This is a genomic window from Sulfuricurvum kujiense DSM 16994, from assembly GCF_000183725.1.
Lineage (GTDB): Bacteria > Campylobacterota > Campylobacteria > Campylobacterales > Sulfurimonadaceae > Sulfuricurvum > Sulfuricurvum kujiense.
On sequence record NC_014762.1, the window covers coordinates 211,443 to 237,632 of the forward strand.

Here is a 26,190-nt window from a genome sequence, read left to right on the forward strand (position 1 = left end):
AATTCAAATTAGATTAAAATATGTTCATTGTATTGCATCTTGAGAAATTGTGTGAGAATAATGTAATAAGTCATTTTAAAGATTGGAGCGTTATAATGACTTATTACAAACATTCGCAATCAAGGAAGTACAATGGGTAAATACGTTGAATTGACAGTATCAAATTTTGATGAAATAACCAAAGAGGGTGTCTCATTGGTAGATTTTTGGGCTCCTTGGTGTGGACCTTGCCGTATGATCGCTCCGGTCATCGAAGAATTGGCGGCAGAATATGAAGGAAAAGCAAATATCTGTAAAGTAAATACAGATGAAGAGCAAGATATTGCGGTAAAATACGGTATCCGTTCTATTCCGACTATCCTTTTCTTTAAAAACGGCGAAGTCGTTGAACAAATGGTCGGTGCCGCATCAAAACAAGCGTTTGCTGATAAGCTGAACGCTCTACTGTAACTCTTTTTATAAAGAAGTGGGGCGATGCCCCATTTTCTGAATCCTTCAATATTATTTCAAAAATTTATTTTAATTATAAATAGAATCTTAACTTTTTACCTTTTTATCCCTCAAAAGTGCCTCTTTATTTATTAGACTGTATCATATACCCATATTAATGTTTTCAATAACAGGAGATCAGGGATGTTGGATTGTGCGATTATCGGGGGAGGACCTGCGGGACTTACTGCGGGACTTTATACTACACGCGGCGGCTTGGATAACGTAACAATGTTTGAAAAAGGGATGCCGGGCGGCCAGATTACAATGAGTTCTGAGATTGAAAATTATCCGGGTGTAACCGGACATATTACGGGAATGGATTTGATGATCCCGTGGCCGGAACAATGTCAGCGTTTCGGTCTGAAACATGAAATGTCGGAAGTGACTCGTGTCGCACGAGGTGAAGACGGTATTTTCATCATCCAGAAATCGGATGGAACAAGCGATGAGGCCAAGAGTGTTATTGTCTGTACCGGATCGGCTCCGAAGCGAGCCGGATTTGTCGGCGAAGATACATTTTTCGGACGCGGTGTCAGTACATGCGCAACCTGTGACGGCTTCTTTTATAAAAACAAAGAGGTTGCGGTTATCGGAGGGGGAGATACCGCACTGGAAGAGGCGCTCTATTTGGCAAAAATTTGTACCAAAGTCTATCTTATCCACCGCAGAGATTCGTTCCGTTCAGCACCCAATACTATTGCACGAGTCAAAGGGACTCCGAATATCGAATTGGTCCTAAATGCGGTCCCCGAAGAGGTTTTCGGCGGTGCAATGGGAGTGGACGGGATACGTGTAAAACTTCAAGACGGTTCACTTCGCCAAATCGATGTTCCGGGAATCTTTGTATTTGTCGGTAATAATGTGAACAATCAGGTATTGATTCAAGAAGACGGCTCTTTTTTATGTGACATGACTCCATGGGGAGAAGTGAAAGTCGATTTAAGTATGAAAACCTCTGTCCCAGGACTGTTCGCAGCCGGAGATATGCGTGAATCTGCTCCGAAACAGGTTGTTTGCGCAGCAGGTGACGGTGCGGTAGCTGCATTGCAGGCAATCGCGTTTGTGGATGGACATCATTAACCCTGCTATAACTGTTTATTTACGCCTTTTTAAACAGTATGACGCTAGAATGTCATCAGAATAATGCAGTATAGGGATTGTACAAAATGATTAGAGCAGGTGTATTTGGCGCTGGCGGGCGTGTTGGAAAACTGTTGATCGAAGATTTGCATAATGAAAATGAAATCTCATTGGGTGCAGTTTATGTCCGTAATGAACTCAATTTTTCCATCGACCCTTCGGTGTTAGTAACCAATGATATGGCGACATTGCTGAAAGGGAGTGATGTTATTATCGATTTTTCATTGCCCGAAGCGACACAGCTTTTACTGGAACAGGCAATTGAGCACCCTACGCCGCTGGTGATAGGCACAACTGGGATGGATGTACACCAAATGAATTTGCTGAAATCTGCAAGCGAGTCAATGCCGATTTTATATGCTACGAACATGTCGTTGGGGGTCGCTCTTCTGAATAAATTGGTTCATATGGCGGCCAAAACGCTTGAGGGTTTTGATATCGAGATTGTAGAGCAGCATCATCGCCATAAAAAAGATGCTCCGAGTGGAACGGCACTTACCCTTGCCCATTCAGCGGCAGCAGGACGGAATCTCGATCTTGATGCCGTTCGTGTCAGCGGACGTAACGGGAATATCGGTGAGCGAACCAAAGACGAGATTGCGGTCATGGCATTGCGCGGGGGAGATATCGTCGGTCGTCATACGGTCGGCTTTTACAATGACGGAGAGTTTGTAGAGTTGCACCATACGGCAACGAGTCGAAATACTTTCTCAAAAGGTGCTATTCGTGCCGCAAAATGGCTGGTCGGAAAACCCAACGGCCTTTACAGTATCCAAGACTGTTTAGAACTAGCATAAGGAAACAAAAGTGCGTAGCTTAAATGAAAAATGTGCAGTAGTCGGAATTTTCGACCATCCGGAAGCCTCAAAATTGGCTTATTTTTCCCTCCATGCCCTTCAGCACCGTGGGCAGGAAGCAGCCGGAATCAGTACCGGAGACGGTGAAAAACTTTATACGATTAAAGACCGCGGGTTGGTAACGCAGGTATTTGATACTCAAAAACTCAATACCCTCAAAGGGCATATGGCAATCGGGCATACTCGTTATTCTACAGCGGGTGATGATTCGATCCTCGATGCACAGCCGGTATTTGCCCGCTACGATTTGGGTGAAATGTCGATTGTTCACAACGGAAATCTCACCAATGCCAAAGAAGTTAGGGATGCGTTGATCAAAAAAGGGGCGATTTTTCAAACCTATATGGATACGGAAAATCTGATCCATTTGATTGCTAAAAGTGACCAGCACCATTTGACCGATCGAATCATTGATGCGGTCAAAAAGATCGAGGGTGCGTATTCGCTTGTGTTCTTGAGCCGTACGAAAATGTTTGCAATGCGCGATCCGCACGGATTCCGTCCGCTCAGTCTCGGACGTGTCGGGGACGGATATGTGGTTGCTTCTGAAACGTGTGCGTTTGATTTGATCGGTGCGGAATACATTCGCGACGTTGAACCGGGCGAACTGTTGATTTTTGAAAAAGGGAAAGCTCCTAAATCTATCAAAGTATTTGAGCCTACTCCTAAACATTGTATTTTTGAATACGTCTATTTCGCCCGCCCGGATTCAAACGTATATAACCAAAATGTTTATGAAATGCGTAAAGCGATGGGGAAAGCATTGGCGCAAGAGCAACCGATCGAAGCCGATATGGTAGTCCCGGTACCTGATGGCGGAGTCCCGGCAGCCATCGGTTACTCGCAACAAAGCGGAATTCCGTTTGAGATGGCAATCATGCGTAACCATTATATCGGGCGCACGTTTATCGAACCTACACAAGAGATGCGGGATTTGAAAGTTAAAATGAAACTTTCTCCGATCAATGATCTTATTCGCGGTAAGCGGTTGATTGTTATTGATGACTCTATCGTACGCGGAACGACCAGCCGTCAAATCGTCCGTATGCTTAAAGCGGCCGGGGCGAGTGAAGTGCATATGCGTATTTCCAGCCCGCCGACGACTGATCCGTGCTACTATGGCGTCGATACCCCCGATAAAGAGAAACTGATTGCGGCCAATATGACCAACGAAGAGATATGCGCGTTCATTGAGGCCGATTCGTTAGGCTATCTGAGCAATGAAGCACTTTTGGCGAGTGTTAACGGCAAGGAAGAGAACTACTGTACAGCTTGTTTCACCGGCAAGTACATTATTTAATGCTATACATTAAAACGAACTCGTCCGTTTTAATGGCAGGGACATTTGTCCCTTGCATCCCCCTAAAGCTAGAAAAAACAGAGTTTTTTGAGAAGTGTAAGGCAATGAATTTTTAATGCGTACTCAAATTTTTACATTCGGGCAATATCTGCATCGCCGTTTCGGGGCAAAAGTTTCAAAGGTCCCCGTATCAATTTCGGGATTCACCTGCCCTAATATAGACGGCAGTGTTGCCAAAGGTGGATGTACTTTTTGTGAAAATGATTCTTTTAGCCCAAGCTTGGATCGAGCACGCGAACTAAAGGGATTTTATCTCAATCTTCAATCAACCTCCAACCCTCATTTAGAAAAACAGCTACAGCAGCTTGAATGGCAATTTCAAGCCCTTTCATCTCGTTTGAGTGATGAAAATAATGCCCAGAAGTTTTTAGTCTATTTTCAGAGTTTTACCAACACTTACGCTCCTCTGGAAACACTCAAAGCCCTTTATGAAAAAGCGCTGACATTCGATAATGTAGTCGGACTTAGTATCGGAACCCGTTCGGACAGTATCAGTGATGAGACATTTGAATATTTGGCTGACCTTTCGCAAAAGACGGAAATATGGATTGAGTTCGGGATCCAGTCCATTTATGATACTACGTTGGAACGTATCAATCGGGGACATGACAGCGCCAATGTAAAAGAGGCGATACGAAAAGCAAAATCGTATGGACTGAATGTTTGCGGACATCTGATTTTCGGTCTTCCGGGCGAAACGAAAGAGATGATGCTGGAAACCGCGAAAGAGGCGTATGCGCTCGGTATCGATTCGGTTAAATATCATCCTTTGTATGTCGTAAAACGGACGGCTTTGGCAAATGAGTATGCACGGGGCGAGTTTGAACCGATAGACGAAGAGCTTTATTTAGAAGTTCTAAGAGAAGCGATCGTATTAAAACCGTCCCATGTCAGTGTCCAGCGCATCAGCGCCGGTATCGGTGATGAGAGCTTGATTGCTCCGCAATGGTGCAAAGATAAAAATAGGCAACTCCGCTCCATCAATAAAGCGCTAGAATCGGTTGGCCTAAAATACTAGCATATGCTTAATAGGCTGCTTTTGCCGTGACATCAAACGTAGCGTGTTTAAAGTATGACGGGTATTTCATAATAATCGTAAAGGGCTTTGCCTTTCCAGGATTTAAATAATCAGCGACAAGTTCCTCTTTTTCGACTGTCTGGCGTTTAAAATTAGGATTGTCTCCCTCATATATTTGGGCAAAAACGGATGGCTGTGTAAATAAAGATTGCTTCCCGCCGACTCCGCCATGAGAGTTGATCAGTTTGACGGTAGCGATGACATTGGCTACCGGATAGTTTCCGACATTGCGTACGATCCCTTTGAGAACAATCTGTTCAGATTGATAAAAGCGCTCCTGATCCAGTTGAGAGACTTCCACGATATAGACATTTTCATTAATAGATCTCCAGGTAAAAAATCCAATCAGCATAAGAGTAAGAGATATTGTAGTAAAAACTGAAAATTTGGAGTTTGTACGAAGGGAGACAAGAAATCCAATCAGTAATAGAAGTATTAAAACGGCAATTAAAAGATAATGCCAAATAGTTAACGGGCTCATCGACATTCCGCCTTTATAGTGATATTGTAGTCTTTAGTATATCGGAACGGTTCAACAAAAAGTTTAAACGGTTTTGATTCGCCCGGAGGGATAGGCTTGATAAACTTTTGTGAGGATTTTTTAAAAGGAACGTAGGGATAAACACGATCCAAATATTTATTGTGAGTCACTTTATAGACGCCTGTAGTAATGGTGCACTCCTTAAAAGAGCGTTTTGATGTGTTGTTGATATCGCCTTTAATCAAAAGGGCTTCCGTATATTGAAGCGCTTTCACTTCATGAAGAATGATTTTATTTTTAAAAAGGTATTTATGCAGTTGAATATACCCTGCAACAGATCCTGCGGTTAGCGTTCCGAACGCTAAGACAACAAAAAGAACCGCTAAAGCCATTTTGTGGCGAAGGGCGATGGCCAATACCAAAAATAAAAGAAATAAAATAAAAATTCCTCCGAAAAGGAGGTAATCGTAGATGATGAGGTGGTGTATAAAATCGATTATTTTTGTTTTCATTGTTCCCGCGAGTTTTTCTCCGCAATCCCACTCATCCCAAATCGTCGGGCAAGCTCTTGTTTGATACGATCGGGAGATATATTTTTATGTCCGAGTGCTACTAAGACGTGATACACTAAATCGGCACATTCATAAATAATTTCATCTTCGTTGCCGTCTTTGATCGCAAAACTAAACTCTCCTGCCTCTTCGACTACTTTTTTAAGGATGGTGTTGTCCCCTTTGCTGAGCAGTTTAGCTGTCCAAGAGGTAGAGGGGTCAGCATTTTTACGTGACAAGATGGTGTGATAAAGTTCATCAATGATACCGTAAGTCGCCGCTGTATCGATTAGGGGCCGGCTAATCGCCTCACCGCTTTCGATATTGGTAAAGAAACACGATTTGCGTCCGGTATGGCAGGCCACCCCTTCTTGGCGGACAATCAGCAAGAGGGTGTCGTTATCGCAATCGAGCAAGAATTGTTCGATATGCTGAAGATGTCCGCTGGACTCCCCTTTTTTCCAAAGCCGTTTTTTGGAGCGGGAATAATAGTGAGCGATCCGCGTCGATAAAGAGAGCTCCAATGCTTCGCGGTTCATATAGGCCATCATCAAGACTTCCAGTGTCGTGGAGTCTTGAACGATTACGGGAAGAAGTTCCGATTTTTGCCAATCGATAAGGTCGAGATTCATGGGGTTGCCTTTTAAGGGTTTCTTTGGTGTTCACGAATGGATACCAAAGAAACTCTCCGAAAGGAGAGTGTTATTTCGTGGAAGAAATCTTTTGTCCATCGCCTGTTTTGGTATCGAGCCAAATATTTGGGGTAGAACCCCCCGGTGTCAGGAAAATTTTGGCGTCTTTATTTTCTTTCAGTGCTTCATTGAATTTGCCTTGCACTTGGATTTGCTCCAGCTTTAACAGTCCCGGAGTAAGGGAAGAACCGATCAGTCGGTTGGCTTTGGCTTGAGCTTCGGCTTGGATAGTGATCGCATTTGCGGTTCCTTGCGCTTCCGTCTCTTTTTTGAATGCTTCTTGTTTTGCCCGTTCTACATCTTGTTGAGCTCGTTCGACCTCTTGTTTAGCTACTTGGACACGTTCAATCTGATCTTTTACTTTTTGAGGAAGCCCGATTTCACGGAGCTGGATCGACTCAAGCTGGGCAGGAGCATTTTTCTGCCCCTCTACGGTATTGCGGATTCCGACTTCGATTTTTTGGGCAATGGCATTGCGCATAATCGGCAAATTTTCCGCTTCATATTGACCGACGACATTTCGGACGATATCACGGGCTACCGGATCGATGATTTTGTCTTCCCAGCTAAATCCCCAGTTTGAGATCGTTTGTGCAGCCACTTGCGGATTAAGACGGTACTGAACCGTTAATTCAATAGTGACGGGAAGCCCCCGTTTGTCCAAAACGGTAATAGCCGGTTTGAGGACGATGCCATCCCCCGCTGTCGAAGCACGATCGATTTTATCGGCATAGTTGATGATACGCACTTTGGTATCGACGAGATAGACTTTTTGGATAAACGGAATAAGAAAATGAAGTCCCGGCAATAAAGCCCGTTCTTCGTATTTCCCGTTCGTCGAAAGAATACCGCGTTCCCCCTCGGTGATAATGATGAACGGCTTCGCTAAAACAAGGAGCAAAAGGATTCCGCCGATGATCCATAACATTCCGGCTTTTTGCCCGCTTAGGTTAAAGTCCATTTTTGGCGGTTTCGGAGACTGAAATCCGCCCCCTCGGTTTGCCTCATTTTTTTTCTTATTAAAATAGTCGTTCATGTCACTAGCCATAATTTTCCTTTTTACTATAAAATCTTCGGTATTTATACCGGTAGATTTAGTGTTTTAATTTATATACGTTAGGTAGTGGTCGTAATCCGGATTGCGTCCGTAGACGATATCAAAATAGCTGCTTTGGATTTTCTCCGTGATCGGCCCGCGTCCGCCGGCTCCTAAAACACGCGCGTCAACTTCGCGGACAGGGGTGATTTCAGCTGCAGTTCCGGTAAGGAATGCTTCATCGGCGATGTAGATTTCTTCGCGGCTGATGCGTCGGCGGGAGACGGTGTAACCCATTTTTTCTGCCATTTCGATAACCGTTTTTTGGGTGATTGACGCAAGCGAATTATCGTTTGGCGGAGTGATGATCTCTCCGTCTTTTATCATGAAAAATGAAGCTCCGCTCGCTTCGGCTACGTATCCTTCATCATCAAGGAGCAGTGCTTCGTCGTATCCCGCTTCAACCGCTTCAAATTTTGCCATTTGGCTGTTGAGATAGTTGGCAACCGCTTTGGCTTTACCCATATTCGATTTGTTATTCGGGCGGCTGAACGATGAGATTTTAAGACGGATTCCCTTTTTCATCCCCTCTTCGCCGAGATAGGCGCCCCATTCCCATGCGGAAACGGCAACTTCAACCGGTGCTTCTTTGTGGTAAACACCCATAACACCGTATCCGAGATAAACGATTGGACGGAGATAGACATTTTCGCCGGTAAATTCGTTGGCTTTTAACAACTCGATTTGAGCATGGTTGAGTTCTTCAACGGTGTACGGGACATTGATCAAGGTCATTTTTGCCGATTCGATCAGACGTTTGGTATGGTCGTTCAGACGAAAAATCGCATACCCTTTCGGGGTTTTGTATGCTTTAGTCCCTTCAATCGCACCGTTTCCGTAGTGCAGTGTATGGGAAAGGACGTGAATTTTCGCGTCATGCCATGGGAGCAGTTTACCGTTCATCCAAATATATTTGGCTTCATTCATAGGGAAGATCTCCAAAAGAAAAATTGGATGATTTTAGCGAAGATGTGATTTAAGGTTTATTAAGAGAAGGTTTACCCGCAGGGCACTTTGCCCGCAGAGCGGGAAGCGTTTAATGCGAAGGGGTATTGATCATCCAGATTGAAAATATGTCGAGGTAGTCCCAAAAGGATTGGATATATTCGGGATTAATCCCCTCCGCTTCGAGCGGAGGGAGGAGTTCGGCATAAAACTCCAGCCATCGGCGGCGGCCGTGCTCATCAATACGGAACGGGGCATGACGCCCGACCATACGAGGCTCTCCGCGCGTTTGGGCAAAATAGTCCGGTCCCCCGCAGATTTGAATCAGAAAATCGGCGGCATGCTTTTTAGCATTGGCGAAATCTTCTTCGTCATTGACGGGAAATAAAAAAGCGATATCGCTGTTACGGATCTTCTCGTAGTGATCATCGACGAGTTTACGGAACCGTTCTTCTCCCACTTGGAAGAAAAATCCCGGATGGGGTTTGGTGACGGGAGGGCGTACGCCTAAAACACCGTCGGTAATTTTAAGTTCAAGCATAATGGTCCTCTGCGTATTTTTGAGACACATTCTAAAAGGTTCTTAAAAAGAAACTCCTTAAATATTTTGTTTCTCCCTCCTTTTAGGTGATGATTTGTATAATTGAAACATAATTAAATGGCGGAGACGATTTTATGGATGCACACGTTTGGATGGGATCACGGCAGGTGGTTACACAAAGTTACAACGAACGTCTCAGCCCGTATGACGGACGTGTCGTTTCACGTGCGGCCGAGTGCAGTGCAGATGATGCACGCCAAGCGCTCATAATTGCTCAAAATGCCTCTAAAATCGCAAAAAAAGTGGCTCTTCATCAGCGTTGCGCATGGCTGCTGGATGTCGCATCAAAGCTCAAAGAGCAGCGCGAGGAATTTGCCAGAGTGTTGTGCGATGAGGTGGGTAAGCCGATTACCTACGCACGTATCGAAGTGGACCGCTGTATCGAGACGATTACCCTCTCTGCGGAGACGATGCGCACCATGCACGGAGAGAGTATCAATACCGATGCTATGCCGAGCGGAAGGGCCGCACACGCCTATTGGCGTCGGGAGGCGGCCGGAGTCGTAGTGGCGATTACCCCGTTTAATTTTCCGCTCAATCTTGTTGCTCACAAGCTCGCCCCCGCATTGGTCGCGGGGAATGCAGTCGTGTTGAAACCGACGCCGGAAGCGCCGCTATGCGCGTACAAGCTGGCACAGCTTTTTATCGAAAGCCCTTACGCGACGCCCGATGCGCTTAGCGTCGTTTACGGTGATGCGGAGGTGGGAAGCGCGTTGGTCGGGAGCGATATCCCTCGTGTCATCAGTTTTACCGGATCGGTCGGGGTCGGAAATATCATAACCCGCAGTGCGGGAATTAAAAAAATCTCTCTCGAACTCGGCGGCAATGCGGCGACCTATATCGATACAAGCGCCGATTTGGAATATGCCGCCGCGCGTTGTGCGATCGGTGCGTTTGTCAATTCGGGGCAGGTGTGTATTTCATTGCAGCGTATTTATGTTGACAGCTCTGTATATGATGAATTTGCTCTCAAAATGGCCGAAGCAACGTCCAAACTCGTCGTCGGATCACCCTATAACGACGATACGTTTTTAGGACCGCTGATCAATGACGAAGCGGCGTCAAGAGCTATGAGCTGGGTTGAAAGCGCCATCGAAGAGGGGGCACGTGCATTGACGCCGCCGAGATGTGAAGGACGCATTTTTTATCCGTGTGTCATGGCGGATGTTACGGAGTCGATGAAAATCGTTTGCGAGGAAGTATTTGCGCCGATCGTGAGTCTGGTTCGGGTGGATGGAATTGATGATGCAATCACACGTATGAACAATTCGCCGTATGGATTGCAGTTTTCGGTTTTTACCAATAACCTCTCTCATGCGACCAAAGCGATCGATGAACTCGATGCCGGCGGTGTCGTAATCAACGATATGCCGACACTCCGTTTTGATATTCAACCTTACGGCGGTGTCAAGCTCAGCGGTGTAGGACGCGAAGGTCCCCGTTTTGCAATAGAAGAGTTTACGGAAATTAAGTCCATAGTCATACTATAAAAAATAAAGGAATTAATAATGTTAGAAGTAGGAACCACAGCCCCCGATTTTTGTTTGAGTAACCAAGACGACGTAGAGATATGTTCACGCGACCTGCGCGGAAAATGGATCGTTCTTTATTTTTACCCGAAAGATTCGACTCCGGGATGTACGACCGAAGCGTGCGAGTTTAGCGACGCTATGGACGATTATGACGATATGGGGGCGATTATTCTCGGTGTAAGCGCTGACAGTACCAAGTCGCACCGCAATTTCATCGAGAAAAAATCGCTTCAGATCACACTTCTCAGCGATCCGACAACCCAGATGATGCAAGAGTACGGTGTATGGGCGATGAAGAAAAACTATGGCAAAGAGTATATGGGGATTGTCCGCTCAACCTATATTATCGATCCGAAAGGGATCGTACGTGTGGCATGGACGAATGTTAAAGTGAAAGATCATGTGGCGAAAGTTAAAGAGGAGTTGGCAAAGGTTCAAGGGTAGTTCCCGCGATACGGGAACATAAAGGATTAAAATTTATATCGCAGATAAGCGCGGATGTCTTGTGCTTTGTCGACGACGTTGTCACCGTAACCGGCACCGATAGCCTGATCCATACTCATAGGGGTACCTGTAACACTTCCGAAAAAGCCGTTGCTTCCGCTGTAATCATAATTGATATAGGTATAGCGTAGTTGGAACGTTAGGATGTCGTCCACTAAAGGTTCGGTGAAATACACTTCATACGCATCTCCGCGTGCAGCGATTTTAGAACCGATCAGTGTGTCTTCGCCGTAGGTAAGAGGACGCCAGAACGAGGAACCGTGGTTAAATTCGATCCCCCATCGCCCTTCTTCGCTGATGAGGGATGGAAACTGTGTTCCGATCCAGTAGCTGTAACCTGTCTCGCTGTCAAATGAGCCTAACATACCTTGTTTTCCGCTCCCTTTGTACGGATCGGTTTTGGACACGGCACCGCTGATGAAAATTAACGAATCATCCAAAAATTCGCTCCATCCGTCCCCGATCCCGTTGACCATAGCAAACGCCGTTGCGGTATGAAGTCCGCCTACCGTTTCCATATTCCCGCCCGGAGCTTCTTGATCGATCAAATTATTCGCATAGGTGTATTGAAAGCCGGTACTGAATTGTTTGTCATCATAGGGAACGACGATAATGCCGGCCATATCGATGTTATTGGTTTTGGAAGAGCCGTTACCGGTGTAGGGGGCAGAACTAAATCTCGGTTCCGCTTCGCTCATACCGCGCCCTGCACAGAGTTTGAAATACGATCCCGCAAGGCCGGTAAGTTCTTCCGTCCCGAATTTGGCACTGGCTCCGTCAAATTCGACATTGATCGCATGGGCGAGCGGAGAGGAAGTTTTGACATCGTCGCGGAAATTGATGAGGTGTCCTTCGGTAGAGGGGCGGCGGCCGATACTAAACGTCCACGGAATTTCCAAACCTGCGAGTTCATCGTCAGTATAGAGGAAATAGGCCGAGCGGACACGCAGGGTGTCATCATACGCCGATTCGCCGCTAATCCAGTCAAAACCCTCCATCGCCGGACTTTGAGTTGTTTGCGCACGTTCGCCGAAAATTTTATTATAGGCTAACTGCCCGGTAAAACTGATGTTTTTGTTGGCGGCATAGCCCATATTCAGCCAAAGGCGGTTGCTGAATACGGCATCGTTTTTGTGTGTGCTTCCATCCGCCATTTTATAGTGAAGGTTATCGACACTGGTGCGGAAATCAACCCCGAATTTCAGGTTGTCGCCGTTTGTTTTTTTATTGATCGTGCTGATTTGGTCTTGAATATCTTCAAGTGTCTCATTAATATTGGCAGACGTTGTCGCGTCTTGTTTTGAATTGGTATTCGAAGGCGTTGAAAGTTGAGTGCTTAGACGGCTGTTTTCAGCTTTTATCGATTCAAGTTCGGCTTTTAGTGCCGCCATCTCACGTTCCATTTTTTCGAACCGCTGTATAAGCGAGTCATCCGAAAATGCGTTTGTGGTAAGTAACGCGGCGGTTATGACTGAGCCCAAAATCCGTTGTTTCATCATATCTCCTTATTCCAATGCCAGTGCATTGGCAGATTGATATTAACGAAAGTTATATAAAAGCAATTTTAAAAAGTTAAGATTCGTGTGATAAAAACGTGACAAATAGACAATATTAAATACAGCTAAATTTAAGAGCCATTTCAGTATAATCCGCCCGATTTTCTCTCCTCATTTTATGACGTAAGAAAAAAATCGCAAGCGAATCGTGCTGTTCTCGTGCATCCGATGTTTCATCGGCTCTGTTTGCGCTCGCCCAAGTAAACGAATGAACAAAAAAATACATTAACACGGGAGCCTCTTATGGTAACTATGAAAGACCTTTTGGAATGCGGTGTACACTTTGGTCACCAAACACGTCGTTGGAATCCGAAAATGAAAAAATACATTTTCGGTGTTCGTAAAAACATTTACATCATCGATCTTCAAAAAACATTGCGTTATTTCCGCAATGCGTATCAACAAGTTGTTGATGCTGCAGCTGAAGGTAAAACTGTTCTTTTCGTAGGAACAAAAAAACAAGCACGTGTTGCGATCCGCGATGCGGCAGTAGCATGTGGAATGCCGTACGTTGACAACCGATGGTTGGGTGGAATGTTGACAAACTTCCCGACGATCCAAAAATCAATCCGCAAACTTGATATCATCGAAGAGATGCAAGCAAACGGACAAATCAACCTTTTGACTAAAAAAGAAGCGTTGATGATGAATCGTCAAAAAGAAAAATTGATCGCATACCTCGGCGGTATCCGTCATATGAAAACTTTGCCGGACATGATGTTTGTTATCGATGCGGTAAAAGAACACATCGCGGTTCAAGAAGCGCGTAACCTCGGAATCCAAGTTGTTGCTCCACTTGATACTAACTGTGATCCTGACGTTATCGATATTCCAATCCCTGGAAATGACGATGCGATCCGTTCTATCCAACTTTTCTGTAAAGAAATGGCGGAAGCGATCAATGAAGGTAAAGCACTTCGTAACGGCGGAAACGACGAAGCGGTAGCGGAAGAAGAAGTTGCACCTGAAGCAGCAGCGGTTGAAGCGGCTACTGAAGAAGTTGTAGCAGAGGAAGCGTAATCATGGCAGAAATCACAGCAGCAATGGTAAAAGACCTTCGTACGGCGACAGATGCGCCTATGATGGATTGTAAAAAAGCCCTCACTGAGTGTGATGGTGATATGGAAAAAGCGAAAGATTGGTTACGTGACCGCGGTATGGCCCAAACGGCTAAGAAAGCGGATCGTGTTGCGGCTGAAGGACTTTTAGGTCTTAAAGTATCTGAAACTTTCTCTTCGGCTTCTTTGGTAGAGATCAACTCGGAAACTGACTTCGTTGCTAAAAACGACGGCTTCATCGCTTTGGTCGGAAACACTGCGGCACACGTATTTACAACGGGTGTAAGCACGGTAGAAGAGTTGAACGAAACTTCATATGAAACAGGTACATTCTCTGAGTATTTCACATCTCAAGTAGCACGTATCGGTGAAAAAATCGTAACTCGCCGTTTTGTAACTCTCAATGCGGGTGAAAACGGATGCGTTAACGGTTACGTTCACTCTAACGGCCGTGTCGGTGTTCTTGTAGCGGCTGCGTGTTCGGATGCAAAAGTAGCCGAAGCTATGGCTCCTATGCTTAAAAACGTTGCAATGCACGCTGCGGCGATGAAACCTACGACATTGACATCTAAAGATTTCGATCCTGCGTTCGTTGAAGCGGAAACTATCGGTCGTATCGAAGCGATCAAAACTGAGAACGAAGAATTGGCACGTTTGAAAAAACCGCTTAAAAACGTTCCTCAATATATCTCTGCTTGCCAATTGACTCCGGAAGTTATGGCTGCAGCTGAAGAAGCGATAAAAGCTGAACTCGCGGCAGAAGGCAAACCGGAAAAAATCTGGGCAAACATCATCCCTGGTAAATTGGCTCGTTTCGTAGCGGACAATACGACTTTGGATAAAGAGCTTGCGCTTTTGGATCAAAACTACGTTATGGATGATTCTTTGACAGTAGCTGAAGCGATCACAAAAGAAGCGGCAAAACACGGCGGAACGGCTGAACTTGTAGAGTTCGTTAAGTACGAAGTGGGTGAAGGTATCGAAAAACAAGTCAACGATTTCGCTGCCGAAGTCGCTGCACAAATGAGTTAATCAGTTTTATTTTTTCTCTAGTTCCCCTTTGCGGGGAAACGCTTTCTTTTTCCTCTTTATTAATCTTATTTCCTTTATAATTCCCCTATGACACTTTTAAAAGCTACCTCTTTATCACATGCCTTTGACTATCCTTTGTTTGAGGATATTTCCATGACTCTCAATGAGGGAGAATCGATCGCCATAGTCGGTGTCAGCGGGAGCGGAAAATCGACACTGATGCACATTCTCTCTTCATTGCTGCATCCTCTAAAAGGGAATGTCGAGCTTTTCGGTGAGGATATTTACCGGCTTGACGATAAATCGCTTGTGAAGCTTCGCCGTAATGATTTGGGGATGATCTATCAAAGCCACTACCTTTTTAAGGGCTTCAGCGCGTATGAAAATCTGGAAGTGGCAACGCTCCTTTCCGGTGAGAAAATTGATCCGACGCTGCTAAAGCGTTTGGGGATCGATCACGTGATCAACCAAAAAGTGACCGAACTCTCCGGAGGGCAGCAGCAACGTGTATCGATTGCCCGTGTAATGTCCAAAAAACCGCGTCTGATTTTTGCGGATGAGCCGACAGGGAATCTTGATCATGCGACGGCGCTTGAGGTAATGGAAATTTTCGATGACTATTTGCGCGAGCATAAGGCCGCAATGATCTTAGTGACCCACGATGAAGCGCTGGCTGAACGCTGTACACATGTCTATCGTATGCAAAACGGTAGTTTGAAAGAGATGTAAAGTTATGGAATGGGCAGAAATTTTTAGCGAAGGCCGGACCATCGCTTTTATTTTGCTGTTCATCCGCTTCGGTGCTTTGTTCATGGCAGTACCGATATTTTCACATATGAATATTCCGATATCGATCAAAGCGGCTATGGCTTTTTTCTTTACGGTCTTTTTTTTCGGTGCCGTTCCGCCGCTACATATCCCTACCGATACCCTTAGTCTCACCGTTGCGATTTTGGGTGAAATGCTTTTCGGCCTTGCCGTCGGAATCGTATTGCAGCTGGCCTATCATGTGATCACATTTGCAGGGGGGCAAATATCGTTTATGATGGGATTCTCGCTTGCTTCGGCGATTGATCCGCAATCTGGGGTTTCGATGCCGATTATCAGTCAGTTTTTATCGTTGCTGGCATTAATGATATTACTGATCTTTGATTTGCATCATTGGATATTGTTATATGCATCACAGTCGATCAGTACCGTTCCTTTGGGAGGATTTCTGATGACCCCGTCACTGTTTAAATACATTATGCATGCAATGACAAACATGTTTGTCGTCGGGTTCATGATCGCATTTCCGATTACGGCGCTATCCATGCTGGCAGATTTAATTTTCGGAATGCTGATGAAAACGATGCCGCAATTCAACCTATTGGTCATCGGTATGCCGATTAAAATCGCCGTTTCGTTTGTAGTCCTTATGGCTACATTGGGGGCAACCTTGATGATCGTTACCTCACAAACCCAAAATGCCTATAATTTTCTCGAAAAGCTATTCTAAATAAGGTCTGGCGTGTTGAATAAAAGGATAGGAAGCATTTCGGATCGAACGGATTTTGTTTGGATTATCGCTGCATCGAATGACGGAGTGAGCCGAACGAAATAACTCTTCATTAATAGTACCATCGCTTGTACATACCAAAGAATCATCTACTAGGATGAGCGTTTGATCCAGCTTCACTTCAGAGAGATACAGTTCTATATTTTTATACTGGATCAGAGAAAGAGGGTCTCCCTTTGTCTCTTGGACGGTTAATGTCACCGTAGTCCCTTTTTTGATTGCCGAGAGAAGTTTTTTACTTAAATCTGAATGGTGCAAAGAGGGGGTTATGATAAGAATTTGTGAAGCAGTTTTAAACGAGCGATCCAATTGATGCAGAAAACGGCTGTGATTATCGGGCAGTTTAAAAATAGTTTCTTGTGCATAAACGGATACAAATATGAAAAGAAGCACAAGAAGTTTTATCATTTAATTTTTTTTTAGTTACAATGATACCATTTAGCCTATGAATGAACAAGCACAAACATAAAAAGAGGGGTAGCAAATAATGAAAATTTTGCTTTTTAACGATAATCCGGTAGTTCGAAAGCTGGTTGCTCTCAGCGCGCAAAAAACAAAAGATGATTTGAGTGTAGTCTGGTCAACAGACGAAATTGAGGGGAATGAATACGATTTGCTCATTGTCGATGATGCATTGTACAGTGATGAGATATTGGATTCCATCAATGAAAAAATTGTTGCTAAAAACACGTTATTTATGGCTACACGAGGCAAAGCCGTCCCTTCCGGGTTTGATAATGTTATTAATAAGCCGTTCTTGCCTACCGATTTGGTGGATATGTTTGTTCAAATTGAAAAAAAAGTGAGTGTTGGGCGTGATCAGTCGGATAATGAAGTTGAAGAGCATGCTTCAAGTACTTCGACATATGCGATAAATTTGGAAGATTCCCTTTCAGAACTAGAGGGCGATGAAACTGAAGCGTTAGTCGGAGCGGAAGACGATTTAGATTTTGGCGACTTGGACGATTATGAGGACAAATTGCCTGAAACCGCTATTTTGGATCAGGAAGAGGTACAGGAAGTTCAAGAACTTTTAGAGGATACCGAAGAAGATGATCTGACTATGGATGACGAGTTTTCGGTAGAAGGAAGCGCTCCGATCAGTCTCCCTGATGAGGAGATCGGAGTACCGATAGAGTTGGAAGATGATTTCTCTTTAGATGATGCAAATATTATTGATGAGGAAAAAGAGGAAGAAGAACTCTTAGGCTTTGATGATATAGAAGAGAATGAAATACCTAGTGATGAAGAAGTGCCGAAAAATGATCTTTCAGAGGACGATGAGTTCGGCGATCTTGAGCTTCCTGAACCATTAGAAGAAAGCAGCGGATTATCAGACGAAGATGAACTTTTGTCAATGGGTGAAGACGATGCACTTGGTGAATTAGAATTGCCTGAAGATGATGGGCTGTCGGACATGAATGACGCAACTTCTTTTGATCTCTCGGGATTGGAAGAGATGGATGAGTCTATGCTTATGGATGATGATGAACTGGGTGATTTAGAATCAAAGATTGAAGATGCCGTTGGCGGATTAGAAAGCGAAGAATTGGAACGAGAATTGGAAACAGATGATTTTGACCTTAGTTTGAATGATGAGATGATGGAAGAATTGATGTCGACAGAAGAAGAGAACCTGATGGATACGGGGAGTTTTGATGAGTTGGACATGCTTGACGAGCGGGAACTTAAAATAGCGGTAGGTGAAGAGGTAGAAGAAGAGGATGAACCTGTTTTGGTTGCAAAAGGGGGATCATCACTTGCGGCTGAGGCGCTGGATGAAGTATTGAACGAATCATCACCGTACGCAGAATTTACTGATGAAATTGAGGAAGCCGAGCCAGTTGCCTCACATGCAGAGGGCGTTGAAGCGCTACAGGCACTTCTTAAAGCGTTATCGAATGAAAACGTCTCCAAATCCCTCAAAGGGATGAATATCAGTATTAACATCAATTTCGGGAACGGTGCATGAATCGTCAAAGCGGAGCGATACTCGTTTTATCAGGGCCAAGCGGCGCCGGCAAAAGTTCATTGATTCAGAAAATTAAAGATCAGATCGGTCCAATCTATTTTTCGATTTCAACGACGACACGCCCTATCCGAGAAGGTGAAGTGGACGGTGTTCACTATTATTTCGTGGGTGTAGAAGAGTTTAAGCGCGATATAGAAGATGAGATGTTTTTGGAATATGCAGTCGTTCACGGCAATTATTACGGAACATCGTTAGGACCGGTTAAAAAAGCGCTTAAAGAAGGAAAACTCGTTATTTTTGATATCGACGTGCAGGGGCACGACGCGGTACAAAATCGGCTAAGCGACATTACAACATCGGTCTTTATTACCACCCCTTCACTGGAAGAGTTAAAACGACGGTTGTATAACCGTTCTACCGACAGCGAAGAGGTCATCCTCGGACGTATTGAAATGGCAAAACGGGAAGTTCAGCGGATTAGCGAATATGATTTTTTAATCGTCAATGACAACCTTGAAGAAGCGGCGGAAATTTTGGTTTCCATAGCAAAAGCGGCACGGATGAAGATACCGACATTTCAAATTAATGAATTTGTTCAAACCTGGGAAGCCTCGTAATAAAAACTTTGGCGTATTTATCGAAATACGTTATACTTCCCCACTTAATTTTCTACAGAAGGAACTCTAATCATGAGTATGCCAAGCGGAACCGAATTATTATTGATTTTCGGGATTGTTATTTTGTTATTTGGTGCGAAAAAAATTCCCGACCTTGCAAAAGGGATCGGACAAGGTATCCGTAATTTCAAAAAAGAGATGAAAGAAGAAGAACCGGTAGCTACAACTACTCCGACTGAAGCTCCTAAGCAAGTCGATGCATCAGCATCTACGACGGCAGAAGCTCCTAAAACTACGACACAAGCGTAATTCTTGAAACAGCGAGTCAATGCGCTGTTGCGCGATAAATTCAATGCTGACGTTATCCTCGAAAAACCGAAAGATCGTTCTTTCGGTCACTTCGCTACCCCTATCGCTTTTTCACTAGCCAAAGAATTACGAAAATCTCCTATGCTCATTGCCGAAGAGATTGCAGGGTCGTTCGCGGATGAGTCGATGTTTAGTGCCGTAGAATCGGTTCAGGGCTATATTAATTTTCGTCTCTCCGAAGCATTTTTGGATGAGTATGCTTCATGGGCATTGAGCCACGGCGATGAATTTGGAAGCAGCGATAAAAAAGGGACGATCCTTTTGGAATTCGTAAGTGCCAACCCGACGGGACCGCTTCACATCGGTCATGCCCGCGGTGCGGTGTACGGCGATACGATGCTGCGTCTCGGGCGTCATTTAGGCTACGATATCACGGCGGAATACTACGTTAACGATGCGGGAAATCAGATCGATTTACTCGGTGTCTCCCTTCAGCTTGAAGGGCGAAGCAGTCTCCTCGGCGAGAGTGTCGAATGGCCTGAGAAATATTACCGGGGCGAGTATCTGAGCGATTTGGCACGAGAAGTTGTAGAGCTTTTCGGCGAAGAAGCTCTGCGTGATGAGAGCCGTCAAAAAGAACTGGCATTGTGGGCAAAAGACAAAATTTTGGCCCTTATCGTAGATGATCTGGCCGCGATCAATGTCCACTTTGATACATTTGTCGGAGAAGCATCGCTGTACAGCGAATGGGACCGTGTCATGGCAAAAATGGGCGAGGGTGTTTATGTGAATGAAGGCAAAACCTTTATCCGCTCATCCGACCTCGGCGATGACCACGATCGGGTCGTTGTCCGTGAAGACGGCCGACCTACCTACCTTGCTGGGGATATTATCTACCATAACCAAAAGTTCGAGCGCGGATATGATGATTATATCAATATCTGGGGAGCGGATCACCACGGTTATATCGCCCGTGTGAAAGCGGCAATTACCTTTTTGGGCTACGATTCTTCCAAGCTGGAAGTACTCCTTTCGCAGATGGTGAGTCTTCTTAAAGACGGTGAACCGTTTAAGATGTCCAAACGTGCCGGAACTGTTATTTTGATGAGCGATGTCGTCGAAGAGATCGGTGCGGAAGCGCTGCGCTTTATGTTCGCCTCTAAAAAGTGCGACACGGCGCTCGAGTTCGATATCGAAGAACTCAAACGTCAGGACAGTTCCAACCCGATCTACTATATCCAATATGCGCATGCCCGTATTCAGACATTGATTTCAAAAAGCGAAAAAAATATGGATGAGATTATGGGATCACATTTGTATGGACTGAGTAGCGATGCCGACGGATTGTTGTTTGAAGCGCTGTTGTTACCAGAAATCATCGATGACGCTTTCGAATCGCGCCAAGCGCAAAAGCTTCCTGACTATCTTAAAGTTTTAGCGGGAAGATTGCATAAATTTTATTACGATACCCGTATTATCGGAACGGAAGACGAAGCAAAACTTCTTAAACTTCTTCTTGTCGTTGCTCTCTCTATCAAAACAGGGCTCTCATTGCTCGGAATCCAAGCAAAAGACCGGATGTAAATCCGAGTCTTCTTGCGATACCGGATTTTATATCCGCTACCTCTTTCTTTAGCCTAAAAGGCGTGCCATCGATTGACGCATTGTGTCCGTTTGGTGTGCCATCGCAAGCAAGCCTGCACTGATCTGATTATTGCTTTGCTGAAACTCACTCACTTGTTTTGCCATATCCGTATCCGCGATTTGGCTTTTCGCTGCCGCCGTATCGGTTATTTGCTGCAACAGTACATTTGTACTGCTGATAAAATTGTTGGTTGCCGATCCGACATCGCTTTGGGCTGATGCAAGCGTTTGGGCATATTGGTTGATCCCTTCTTGGTTATCAATACTCAGCCCTTTCGGAGAAACATTCGCAATAGATGCCGAAAGGGTGCCCTCACCGATCGAGATAGAAAAATTGTTGTTAAAAAGAGGATTGCCGTTGTAGCTTGTCGTGTTAACAATGTTTTGCATCGATGAGAGGGTACGCTGAAACTGACTGTTTAACGCTTGCTTATCGGCACTGTTGAGGATAGCGCTGTTATTGCGGACACTTAAATCGTTCAATGTTTGTGTCTGATCCGAAAGGCTGCTCAGTGCCCCGTCAGCAATCTGCAACATGGCAATTCCGTCATTGGCGTTCATTAACCCCTGCGATAATGAAGAAATTTGATTCTGCATCATATCGGCAATAGTCCGTGACGAACTGTCTTCTAATTTGAGTTCAACGGCTGTAGCGATTTTCTCAAGCGTTTTATCACGATTTGAAGTTTCCGTATTCATCTGCGGAAGCGCATTTGATAGTGAATTTACTTTCATATCATCCTCCTTGATAATTTCTAGTATATTTAGAATATCACTGAATGAATTAAAAATTGATAAGATTTTGAGACTAAAGTTTTCTTTGCCGTATTACAGCAATGCTATAATTGCGCAACAGAAAGTAAGTGAGGAGCGGGGAATGGTTAAAGTCGCGGCGATACAGATGCAGATGAGCGAAGATAAAGCTTCCAATGTTGCAAAAGCGGAATCGATGGTGCGTGACGCGGCGCGTAACGGTGCCAATATTATTTTGATCCCCGAATTGTTTGAGGGATATTACTTTTGCAAAGATATGGACGATAAATATTTTGCATGGGCACAACCGCTTGAGAATAATCCGCTGATCGCACATTTTAGTGCGTTGGCCAAAGAACTGGGTGTCGTATTGCCGATCAGCTATTTTGAGCGCGACGGTGAGCGTTATTTCAACTCTCTCGTGATGATCGATGCGGACGGCACCGTAATGGAAAATTACCGTAAGACCCATATTCCCGACGGTCCGGGATACGAAGAGAAATTTTACTTTGAACCGGGGGATACGGGTTTTAAAGTATGGGAAACCCGCTACGGTAATGTCGGCGTAGGGATTTGCTGGGATCAGTGGTTCCCTGAGACGGCGCGCTCCCTCACACTGTTGGGTGCCGATATGATTTTCTATCCGACGGCTATCGGATCTGAGCCGGAGATCGGCGTTGATTCGGCGTCGCATTGGCAGCGGGTACAGATGGGACACTCTGCGGCAAACATCATCCCAGTGATTGCGGCAAATCGTATCGGAGAAGAGGTCGGCGAGAGCTGTACCCTCACGTTTTACGGTAGTTCGTTTATCACCGACCATACGGGTGCGAAAGTCGCCGAAGCTTCTCGGAATCGCGAAGAGATACTCTACAGCGAGATCGATCCAGCATCGATTCGTGAACACCGCCACTATTGGGGGTTGATCCGCGACCGCCGTCCGGAGTGTTACGGAGAGATTGTTAAGCAATAACGATATGGAAAAATCAGCCACAAAAAATCTTCATGTTTTATATGTAGAAGATGATGATGTGGCACGTGAAAACGGGATTGAATACCTTGAAAACTACTTCGATCATGTTCATGCCGCTTCGGATGCTTTTGAAGGATTAAAGCTCTATCGGGAGGTTCATCCCGAAATCATCATTACCGATATTCAGATGCCTAAACTAAACGGCTTAGAGTTTATCAAACAAATCCGTAAAGAGAATAAAGAGACGCAGATTATTGTCATTAGCGCGTACAGTGACACAACCTATCTTCTTCAGGCAATCGAGTTGCAGTTAGTCAAATACCTGATTAAACCGGTACAGGAGAGCGCTTTTAAAGAAGCGTTGCGACAATGTATCGAAAGTATCCACCATAAAGATTCTAATATCATCAACCTTCCGGAAAATACCTATTTTGACACGTACAATCAGACTCTTGTCCGCGATGGTGACATTGTTGCTTTACGGACAAAAGAGCTTCAGATACTGAGTCTGCTCCTCAAATACAAAAACCGCTATGTCACCTATAGCGAGATCGAAAACCATGTTTGGCGAGAGAGTGCGATGAGCAATGACGCGCTTAAAACCCTGATGAAAAATCTCAAAGCCAAACTTCCTCCAAATCTTATTTCAAACCTCTCGGGGACGGGATATAAAATTGAGTGCTGAAGCGTTCACCCACTTAGCCTACGGTGCAACGTTCGGCATTTTACTGATGAGTATCGTCTATACGTTGGTACGCTATGTTTATTCCAAAGAGATTATGTATATCAGCTATTGTGCAATGCAGGTCTTTTCATTGGGGTACATCAGTGTATACAGTCATCTTTTTTCGCTATCAGCGTTTAGTCAAGAGATATTTCTTCTGCTAGCAACGCTTAGTGCCGTTATTTTTGCGATAACGTTTCATGAGGGCAATTTGATCCCAAAGATTACTAATTTTAAAGAGTTGGTTATCAATACCCTCTTGCTCAATGTTGTCATTTTAACCGCCTTTTATCACTATATCCTTTTTGAGTATCTCCCCTATACGGTAGTTTATGCGATTTTGTTTCTCTCAATCGTATTTAACCTCCGATCAGGATTTAAACCGACGATCGTTTACGTCATCGGATGGTCACTGCTGTGTATTTTGTTGTTTGTGTTTCAGCTCAAACAGGTGTACGTAGAACACGGTTATATCGATATTGTATTGGCGGCGTTTGCAGTGGAAGCGGTGTTGTTTACGATCTCTATTTCGTACAAATACAATCTTTTCAAAAATCAGGCACTCGATCATCAAAATATGCTGTTTCAACAGTCAAAAATGGCAAAAAGCGGTGAGATGATCGCTAATATCACCCACCAGTTTCGTCAACCCCTCAACAACCTCTCCTACCTGTTGATGAATTTGAAAAGTCGATATGAAAACCGTACGCTTGACGATGCATATTTTGATAAGAAAATCGCTTCGGCTCAGGAACAACTGCAGTTTTTATCCAAGACGATTGATGATTTCAAAGAGTTTTATACCCCTGACAAAGTGAAAGAACCTTTTTCCCTCACCGAAGCGATCCGCAACAGCGTTGCCGTCATTGCTCCCGATTTGAAGAGCAAGGGAATTGTATTGGAGGTTGTTGCTTGTGATGAAGAGGTAATTGTTTTTGGGAAAAAGAATGAGCTGTCACAGGTACTTTTGGCGTTGATCTCCAATGCGTCGGATGCATTGAGAGGGGTTAGTGAACCAAAGATTATCCTTCGCAGCAACCGTAATGGAAGCGAAGCAATGATTAGACTCGAAGATAACGGGAGCGGGATCCCAAGCGATGTGCTCGGAAAGATATTTGAGCCCTATGTTACGACAAAATCGCAAGGGAGCGGAATCGGGCTCTATTTATGCAAAATGATAATCGAAAAAAGCTTCGGAGGAAAAATAGAGGTAGAGAGCAAGGTTCGGGAGGGGAGCGTGTTTACCCTCTCGATGGCGCTCTATCACTGAGTTCGCGGATAGATAAACGAAATCTCTTTTACGACAGAGATTTTCGGATCTTCTTTTGCAAAGATCATCAGTTTGACTTTCAACGCGGTGTCTCTTCGATCCGACTGGGACAAGTTTTGATTTGTCGAGATCACCAATATCCGTTTTCGCATTCCGTCCGGTTTGAGGGTTAGCGCTTCAAAGCTATCGATACGGAAGTTTTTATCTTCCACTTTGACATCATAGGTATAGGTTTGTTTTTGGGTGTTGTGAATGTTAACAATATAGTTGTTGCTCACGATACCCTCCTGCACTTTGTAGAGTTCGTTTGGTTTATTGATATTGACCAACACCCGCTCTTGTTCCGATGCAAATGCTGCCGCAAAAATCAAAGATCCAGCCATAGCGACGAAATACATCATATTGCGTTTTGAAAAAATAGAGCACTTTATGTCATGAAAAATAGATTTTTGGCTTCCCCACTCGATCAGTGATTTTTTACCCAGTTTGCCCATAACAGCAGTACAGGCATCGGCGCATCCGAGGCAGTTGATACACTCTAACTGTAGTCCTTGACGTATATCAATGTGGGTCGGACATACTTTGACACAGGCTTCACAGGTGGTACACTCTTCTGTTCCTATCCACTGTTTACTATCCGTAATCTGCTTTTGATTGTTTTGGTAAATCAAACCGCCGCGATTGTGGTTATAGACGACGTGTTTGGTATTATCATCGTACAGGACGGTTTGAATACGTGAATAAGGGCACAGGTAGGTACAAAAACTCTCCTGCATCCATACAATATCGTAGATCAAAAATGCTGCAGTCGTCGCAATAAAGATAATGATAAATAGGTGTTCTTCGGGATGGTACATGTAGGTGAAAAAATCTTCAGGCGGAACAAAATACCAGATGAAATTGGTCGATGCGGTTGTGGCGATTAACGTCCAGAGCAAAAATCCGACAACAATTTTGAGTTTATTCTCAAGAGGTGAGGTATCCATCCGCTTTTGTTTGTTCGCATTGTTTCTCAAATCAAGGAGTGTTCCTTGAATCAGATCCCGATAAATGGTTCGAAAAATAGTCTGAGGGCATCCCCATCCGCACCACGCTCTACCCAAGATGGAGGTGAGGGCAAAAATGCCGATAAACAAAAACATTAGCAAAAACGGCATAATGTAAAATTCGTTGACATCGTATGCCAATCCCATAAAATGGAACTGGAGTTTCTCAAACGAGAGAAGTAACAGATGGTTTTCATTGAGCGTGATAAACGGCACAACAAAGGTAAACAGGGTGACAAAGGCGTAGAACCAATATCGCTTAGTCGCATAAGACATAGAGACTCCTTGAAGATAGAATGAAGAACTGTAAAAAAATAAAGTGTCTTTTTGGTGGTCTTAAAAAAAAAGA

Annotated in this window: 28 protein-coding genes; 18 read left to right on the forward strand and 10 right to left on the reverse strand. The window is 44.5% G+C overall.

All coding sequences use genetic code 11. The features are described from left to right. Positions 1–132 precede the first annotated feature (132 nt). From trxA to mnmL, 5 genes are all read left to right on the forward strand, one after another. Entirely contained in the window at positions 133–450 is a 318-nt protein-coding gene (trxA, locus tag SULKU_RS01135) for a thioredoxin (protein ID WP_013459085.1), read from the forward strand. A 183-nt stretch (positions 451–633) separates the two neighbouring features. Then, positions 634–1,572, forward strand: coding sequence for an NAD(P)/FAD-dependent oxidoreductase (locus SULKU_RS01140; RefSeq protein ID WP_013459086.1), 939 nt, complete (start codon positions 634–636; stop codon positions 1,570–1,572). Between the two features lie 86 nt (positions 1,573–1,658). Then, positions 1,659–2,429 carry a 4-hydroxy-tetrahydrodipicolinate reductase gene (dapB, locus tag SULKU_RS01145; RefSeq protein WP_013459087.1) on the forward strand — a complete coding sequence of 257 codons (771 nt, stop codon included), beginning with the start codon at positions 1,659–1,661 and terminating at the stop codon, positions 2,427–2,429. Positions 2,430–2,439: 10 nt separating this feature from the next. Further along, positions 2,440–3,789, forward strand: coding sequence for an amidophosphoribosyltransferase (purF, locus tag SULKU_RS01150; protein ID WP_013459088.1), 1,350 nt, complete (start codon positions 2,440–2,442; stop codon positions 3,787–3,789). A 115-nt stretch (positions 3,790–3,904) separates the two neighbouring features. Further along, positions 3,905–4,867 carry a tRNA modification radical SAM protein MnmL/YtqA gene (mnmL, locus tag SULKU_RS01155; protein ID WP_013459089.1) on the forward strand — a complete coding sequence of 321 codons (963 nt, stop codon included), beginning with the start codon at positions 3,905–3,907 and terminating at the stop codon, positions 4,865–4,867. A gap of 7 nt (positions 4,868–4,874) precedes the next feature. Here mnmL and SULKU_RS01160 read toward each other — a convergent pair whose 3' ends face one another. The 6 genes from SULKU_RS01160 to SULKU_RS01185 all read right to left on the reverse strand — a co-directional run bounded on the left by SULKU_RS01160 (position 4,875) and on the right by SULKU_RS01185 (position 9,233). Then, the gene (locus SULKU_RS01160) at positions 4,875–5,414 is read right to left on the reverse strand and encodes a DUF2393 family protein (protein WP_083801855.1); all 540 of its coding nucleotides are present in this window, start codon (positions 5,412–5,414) and stop codon (positions 4,875–4,877) included. After that, entirely contained in the window at positions 5,405–5,920 is a 516-nt protein-coding gene (locus SULKU_RS01165; protein ID WP_013459091.1) for a DUF2393 domain-containing protein, read from the reverse strand. The genes SULKU_RS01160 and SULKU_RS01165 overlap by 10 nt, the downstream gene beginning before the upstream one ends. After that, complete coding sequence (gene hisIE / locus SULKU_RS01170; RefSeq protein WP_013459092.1) at positions 5,917–6,591, reverse strand: bifunctional phosphoribosyl-AMP cyclohydrolase/phosphoribosyl-ATP diphosphatase HisIE; 675 nt, start codon at positions 6,589–6,591, stop codon at positions 5,917–5,919. The genes SULKU_RS01165 and hisIE overlap by 4 nt, the downstream gene beginning before the upstream one ends. A 70-nt stretch (positions 6,592–6,661) precedes the next feature. Continuing rightward, entirely contained in the window at positions 6,662–7,699 is a 1,038-nt protein-coding gene (locus SULKU_RS01175) for a prohibitin family protein (RefSeq protein ID WP_013459093.1), read from the reverse strand. Positions 7,700–7,753: 54 nt separating this feature from the next. Continuing rightward, the gene (locus SULKU_RS01180) at positions 7,754–8,674 is read right to left on the reverse strand and encodes a branched-chain amino acid transaminase (protein WP_013459094.1); all 921 of its coding nucleotides are present in this window, start codon (positions 8,672–8,674) and stop codon (positions 7,754–7,756) included. Positions 8,675–8,783: 109 nt separating this feature from the next. Then, on the reverse strand, positions 8,784–9,233 hold the full coding sequence (locus SULKU_RS01185; RefSeq protein ID WP_013459095.1) for a globin domain-containing protein: 450 nt from the start codon (positions 9,231–9,233) through the stop codon (positions 8,784–8,786). A 134-nt stretch (positions 9,234–9,367) separates the two neighbouring features. Here SULKU_RS01185 and SULKU_RS01190 point away from each other — a divergent pair, with 134 nt between their 5' ends. Both SULKU_RS01190 and bcp read left to right on the forward strand, forming a co-directional pair. Continuing rightward, entirely contained in the window at positions 9,368–10,783 is a 1,416-nt protein-coding gene (locus SULKU_RS01190; RefSeq protein ID WP_013459096.1) for an aldehyde dehydrogenase family protein, read from the forward strand. An 18-nt stretch (positions 10,784–10,801) separates the two neighbouring features. Beyond that, entirely contained in the window at positions 10,802–11,269 is a 468-nt protein-coding gene (gene bcp / locus SULKU_RS01195; protein ID WP_013459097.1) for a thioredoxin-dependent thiol peroxidase, read from the forward strand. A 26-nt stretch (positions 11,270–11,295) separates the two neighbouring features. Here the strand turns inward: bcp and SULKU_RS01200 are convergent, their stop codons facing one another. Beyond that, positions 11,296–12,825 (reverse strand): DUF3373 family protein, encoded by a 1,530-nt coding sequence (locus SULKU_RS01200; protein ID WP_013459098.1) that lies wholly within the window; start codon positions 12,823–12,825, stop codon positions 11,296–11,298. A gap of 303 nt (positions 12,826–13,128) precedes the next feature. Between SULKU_RS01200 and rpsB the strand changes: the two genes are divergently transcribed. The 4 genes from rpsB (at position 13,129) to fliR (ending at position 16,473) form a co-directional block, all read left to right on the forward strand. Further along, a complete protein-coding gene (gene rpsB, locus SULKU_RS01205) occupies positions 13,129–13,905 on the forward strand; it encodes a 30S ribosomal protein S2 (protein WP_013459099.1) in 777 nt (258 codons plus the stop codon). Between the two features lie 2 nt (positions 13,906–13,907). Further along, entirely contained in the window at positions 13,908–14,975 is a 1,068-nt protein-coding gene (gene tsf, locus SULKU_RS01210) for a translation elongation factor Ts (RefSeq protein WP_013459100.1), read from the forward strand. An 87-nt stretch (positions 14,976–15,062) separates the two neighbouring features. Next, a complete protein-coding gene (locus SULKU_RS01215; RefSeq protein ID WP_013459101.1) occupies positions 15,063–15,704 on the forward strand; it encodes an ABC transporter ATP-binding protein in 642 nt (213 codons plus the stop codon). A gap of 4 nt (positions 15,705–15,708) precedes the next feature. Beyond that, entirely contained in the window at positions 15,709–16,473 is a 765-nt protein-coding gene (fliR, locus tag SULKU_RS01220) for a flagellar biosynthetic protein FliR (RefSeq protein WP_013459102.1), read from the forward strand. On the opposite strand, the gene SULKU_RS01225 is transcribed toward fliR, so the two are convergent. After that, a complete protein-coding gene (locus tag SULKU_RS01225; RefSeq protein WP_013459103.1) occupies positions 16,465–16,941 on the reverse strand; it encodes a phospholipase D-like domain-containing protein in 477 nt (158 codons plus the stop codon). The genes fliR and SULKU_RS01225 overlap by 9 nt on opposite strands. 79 nt (positions 16,942–17,020) lie before the next feature. On the opposite strand from SULKU_RS01225, the gene SULKU_RS01230 reads away from it, so the two are divergent. The 4 genes from SULKU_RS01230 to argS all read left to right on the forward strand — a co-directional run bounded on the left by SULKU_RS01230 (position 17,021) and on the right by argS (position 21,015). Then, entirely contained in the window at positions 17,021–18,505 is a 1,485-nt protein-coding gene (locus SULKU_RS01230; RefSeq protein WP_013459104.1) for a hypothetical protein, read from the forward strand. Continuing rightward, entirely contained in the window at positions 18,502–19,122 is a 621-nt protein-coding gene (gene gmk / locus SULKU_RS01235) for a guanylate kinase (RefSeq protein ID WP_013459105.1), read from the forward strand. Before SULKU_RS01230 ends, gmk begins: the two co-directional genes overlap by 4 nt. A gap of 72 nt (positions 19,123–19,194) precedes the next feature. After that, the gene (locus tag SULKU_RS01240; protein ID WP_013459106.1) at positions 19,195–19,431 is read left to right on the forward strand and encodes a twin-arginine translocase TatA/TatE family subunit; all 237 of its coding nucleotides are present in this window, start codon (positions 19,195–19,197) and stop codon (positions 19,429–19,431) included. A gap of 3 nt (positions 19,432–19,434) precedes the next feature. Continuing rightward, positions 19,435–21,015 carry an arginine--tRNA ligase gene (gene argS, locus SULKU_RS01245; RefSeq protein ID WP_013459107.1) on the forward strand — a complete coding sequence of 527 codons (1,581 nt, stop codon included), beginning with the start codon at positions 19,435–19,437 and terminating at the stop codon, positions 21,013–21,015. Positions 21,016–21,063: 48 nt separating this feature from the next. Here argS and SULKU_RS01250 read toward each other — a convergent pair whose 3' ends face one another. After that, complete coding sequence (locus SULKU_RS01250; protein WP_013459108.1) at positions 21,064–21,810, reverse strand: flagellin; 747 nt, start codon at positions 21,808–21,810, stop codon at positions 21,064–21,066. 142 nt (positions 21,811–21,952) lie between these two features. Here SULKU_RS01250 and aguB point away from each other — a divergent pair, with 142 nt between their 5' ends. Genes aguB through SULKU_RS01265 form a run of 3 tightly spaced genes read left to right on the forward strand, consistent with a single transcriptional unit; the run spans position 21,953 to position 24,795 of the window. Then, positions 21,953–22,801, forward strand: a complete 849-nt coding sequence (aguB, locus tag SULKU_RS01255; protein ID WP_013459109.1) for an N-carbamoylputrescine amidase — start codon at positions 21,953–21,955, stop codon at positions 22,799–22,801. Positions 22,802–22,805: 4 nt separating this feature from the next. Beyond that, entirely contained in the window at positions 22,806–23,486 is a 681-nt protein-coding gene (locus SULKU_RS01260; protein WP_013459110.1) for a response regulator transcription factor, read from the forward strand. Next, positions 23,476–24,795, forward strand: coding sequence for a sensor histidine kinase (locus tag SULKU_RS01265; protein ID WP_013459111.1), 1,320 nt, complete (start codon positions 23,476–23,478; stop codon positions 24,793–24,795). The genes SULKU_RS01260 and SULKU_RS01265 overlap by 11 nt, the downstream gene beginning before the upstream one ends. On the opposite strand, the gene ccoG is transcribed toward SULKU_RS01265, so the two are convergent. Then, on the reverse strand, positions 24,789–26,117 hold the full coding sequence (gene ccoG / locus SULKU_RS01270) for a cytochrome c oxidase accessory protein CcoG (protein WP_013459112.1): 1,329 nt from the start codon (positions 26,115–26,117) through the stop codon (positions 24,789–24,791). The genes SULKU_RS01265 and ccoG overlap by 7 nt on opposite strands. Positions 26,118–26,190 lie beyond the last annotated feature (73 nt).

Coding starts and splice junctions, on each gene's coding strand:
- trxA (WP_013459085.1), top strand. CDS start 133: ATGGGTAAATACGTTGAATTGACAGTATCAAATTTTGATGAAATAACC.
- SULKU_RS01140 (WP_013459086.1), top strand. CDS start 634: ATGTTGGATTGTGCGATTATCGGGGGAGGACCTGCGGGACTTACTGCG.
- dapB (WP_013459087.1), top strand. CDS start 1,659: ATGATTAGAGCAGGTGTATTTGGCGCTGGCGGGCGTGTTGGAAAACTG.
- mnmL (WP_013459089.1), top strand. CDS start 3,905: ATGCGTACTCAAATTTTTACATTCGGGCAATATCTGCATCGCCGTTTC.
- SULKU_RS01160 (WP_083801855.1), bottom strand. CDS start 5,414: ATGTCGATGAGCCCGTTAACTATTTGGCATTATCTTTTAATTGCCGTT.
- SULKU_RS01165 (WP_013459091.1), bottom strand. CDS start 5,920: ATGAAAACAAAAATAATCGATTTTATACACCACCTCATCATCTACGAT.
- hisIE (WP_013459092.1), bottom strand. CDS start 6,591: ATGAATCTCGACCTTATCGATTGGCAAAAATCGGAACTTCTTCCCGTA.
- SULKU_RS01175 (WP_013459093.1), bottom strand. CDS start 7,699: ATGGCTAGTGACATGAACGACTATTTTAATAAGAAAAAAAATGAGGCA.
- SULKU_RS01180 (WP_013459094.1), bottom strand. CDS start 8,674: ATGAATGAAGCCAAATATATTTGGATGAACGGTAAACTGCTCCCATGG.
- SULKU_RS01185 (WP_013459095.1), bottom strand. CDS start 9,233: ATGCTTGAACTTAAAATTACCGACGGTGTTTTAGGCGTACGCCCTCCC.
- SULKU_RS01190 (WP_013459096.1), top strand. CDS start 9,368: ATGGATGCACACGTTTGGATGGGATCACGGCAGGTGGTTACACAAAGT.
- bcp (WP_013459097.1), top strand. CDS start 10,802: ATGTTAGAAGTAGGAACCACAGCCCCCGATTTTTGTTTGAGTAACCAA.
- SULKU_RS01200 (WP_013459098.1), bottom strand. CDS start 12,825: ATGAAACAACGGATTTTGGGCTCAGTCATAACCGCCGCGTTACTTACC.
- rpsB (WP_013459099.1), top strand. CDS start 13,129: ATGGTAACTATGAAAGACCTTTTGGAATGCGGTGTACACTTTGGTCAC.
- tsf (WP_013459100.1), top strand. CDS start 13,908: ATGGCAGAAATCACAGCAGCAATGGTAAAAGACCTTCGTACGGCGACA.
- SULKU_RS01215 (WP_013459101.1), top strand. CDS start 15,063: ATGACACTTTTAAAAGCTACCTCTTTATCACATGCCTTTGACTATCCT.
- fliR (WP_013459102.1), top strand. CDS start 15,709: ATGGAATGGGCAGAAATTTTTAGCGAAGGCCGGACCATCGCTTTTATT.
- SULKU_RS01225 (WP_013459103.1), bottom strand. CDS start 16,941: ATGATAAAACTTCTTGTGCTTCTTTTCATATTTGTATCCGTTTATGCA.
- SULKU_RS01230 (WP_013459104.1), top strand. CDS start 17,021: ATGAAAATTTTGCTTTTTAACGATAATCCGGTAGTTCGAAAGCTGGTT.
- gmk (WP_013459105.1), top strand. CDS start 18,502: ATGAATCGTCAAAGCGGAGCGATACTCGTTTTATCAGGGCCAAGCGGC.
- SULKU_RS01240 (WP_013459106.1), top strand. CDS start 19,195: ATGAGTATGCCAAGCGGAACCGAATTATTATTGATTTTCGGGATTGTT.
- SULKU_RS01250 (WP_013459108.1), bottom strand. CDS start 21,810: ATGAAAGTAAATTCACTATCAAATGCGCTTCCGCAGATGAATACGGAA.
- aguB (WP_013459109.1), top strand. CDS start 21,953: ATGGTTAAAGTCGCGGCGATACAGATGCAGATGAGCGAAGATAAAGCT.
- SULKU_RS01260 (WP_013459110.1), top strand. CDS start 22,806: ATGGAAAAATCAGCCACAAAAAATCTTCATGTTTTATATGTAGAAGAT.
- ccoG (WP_013459112.1), bottom strand. CDS start 26,117: ATGTCTTATGCGACTAAGCGATATTGGTTCTACGCCTTTGTCACCCTG.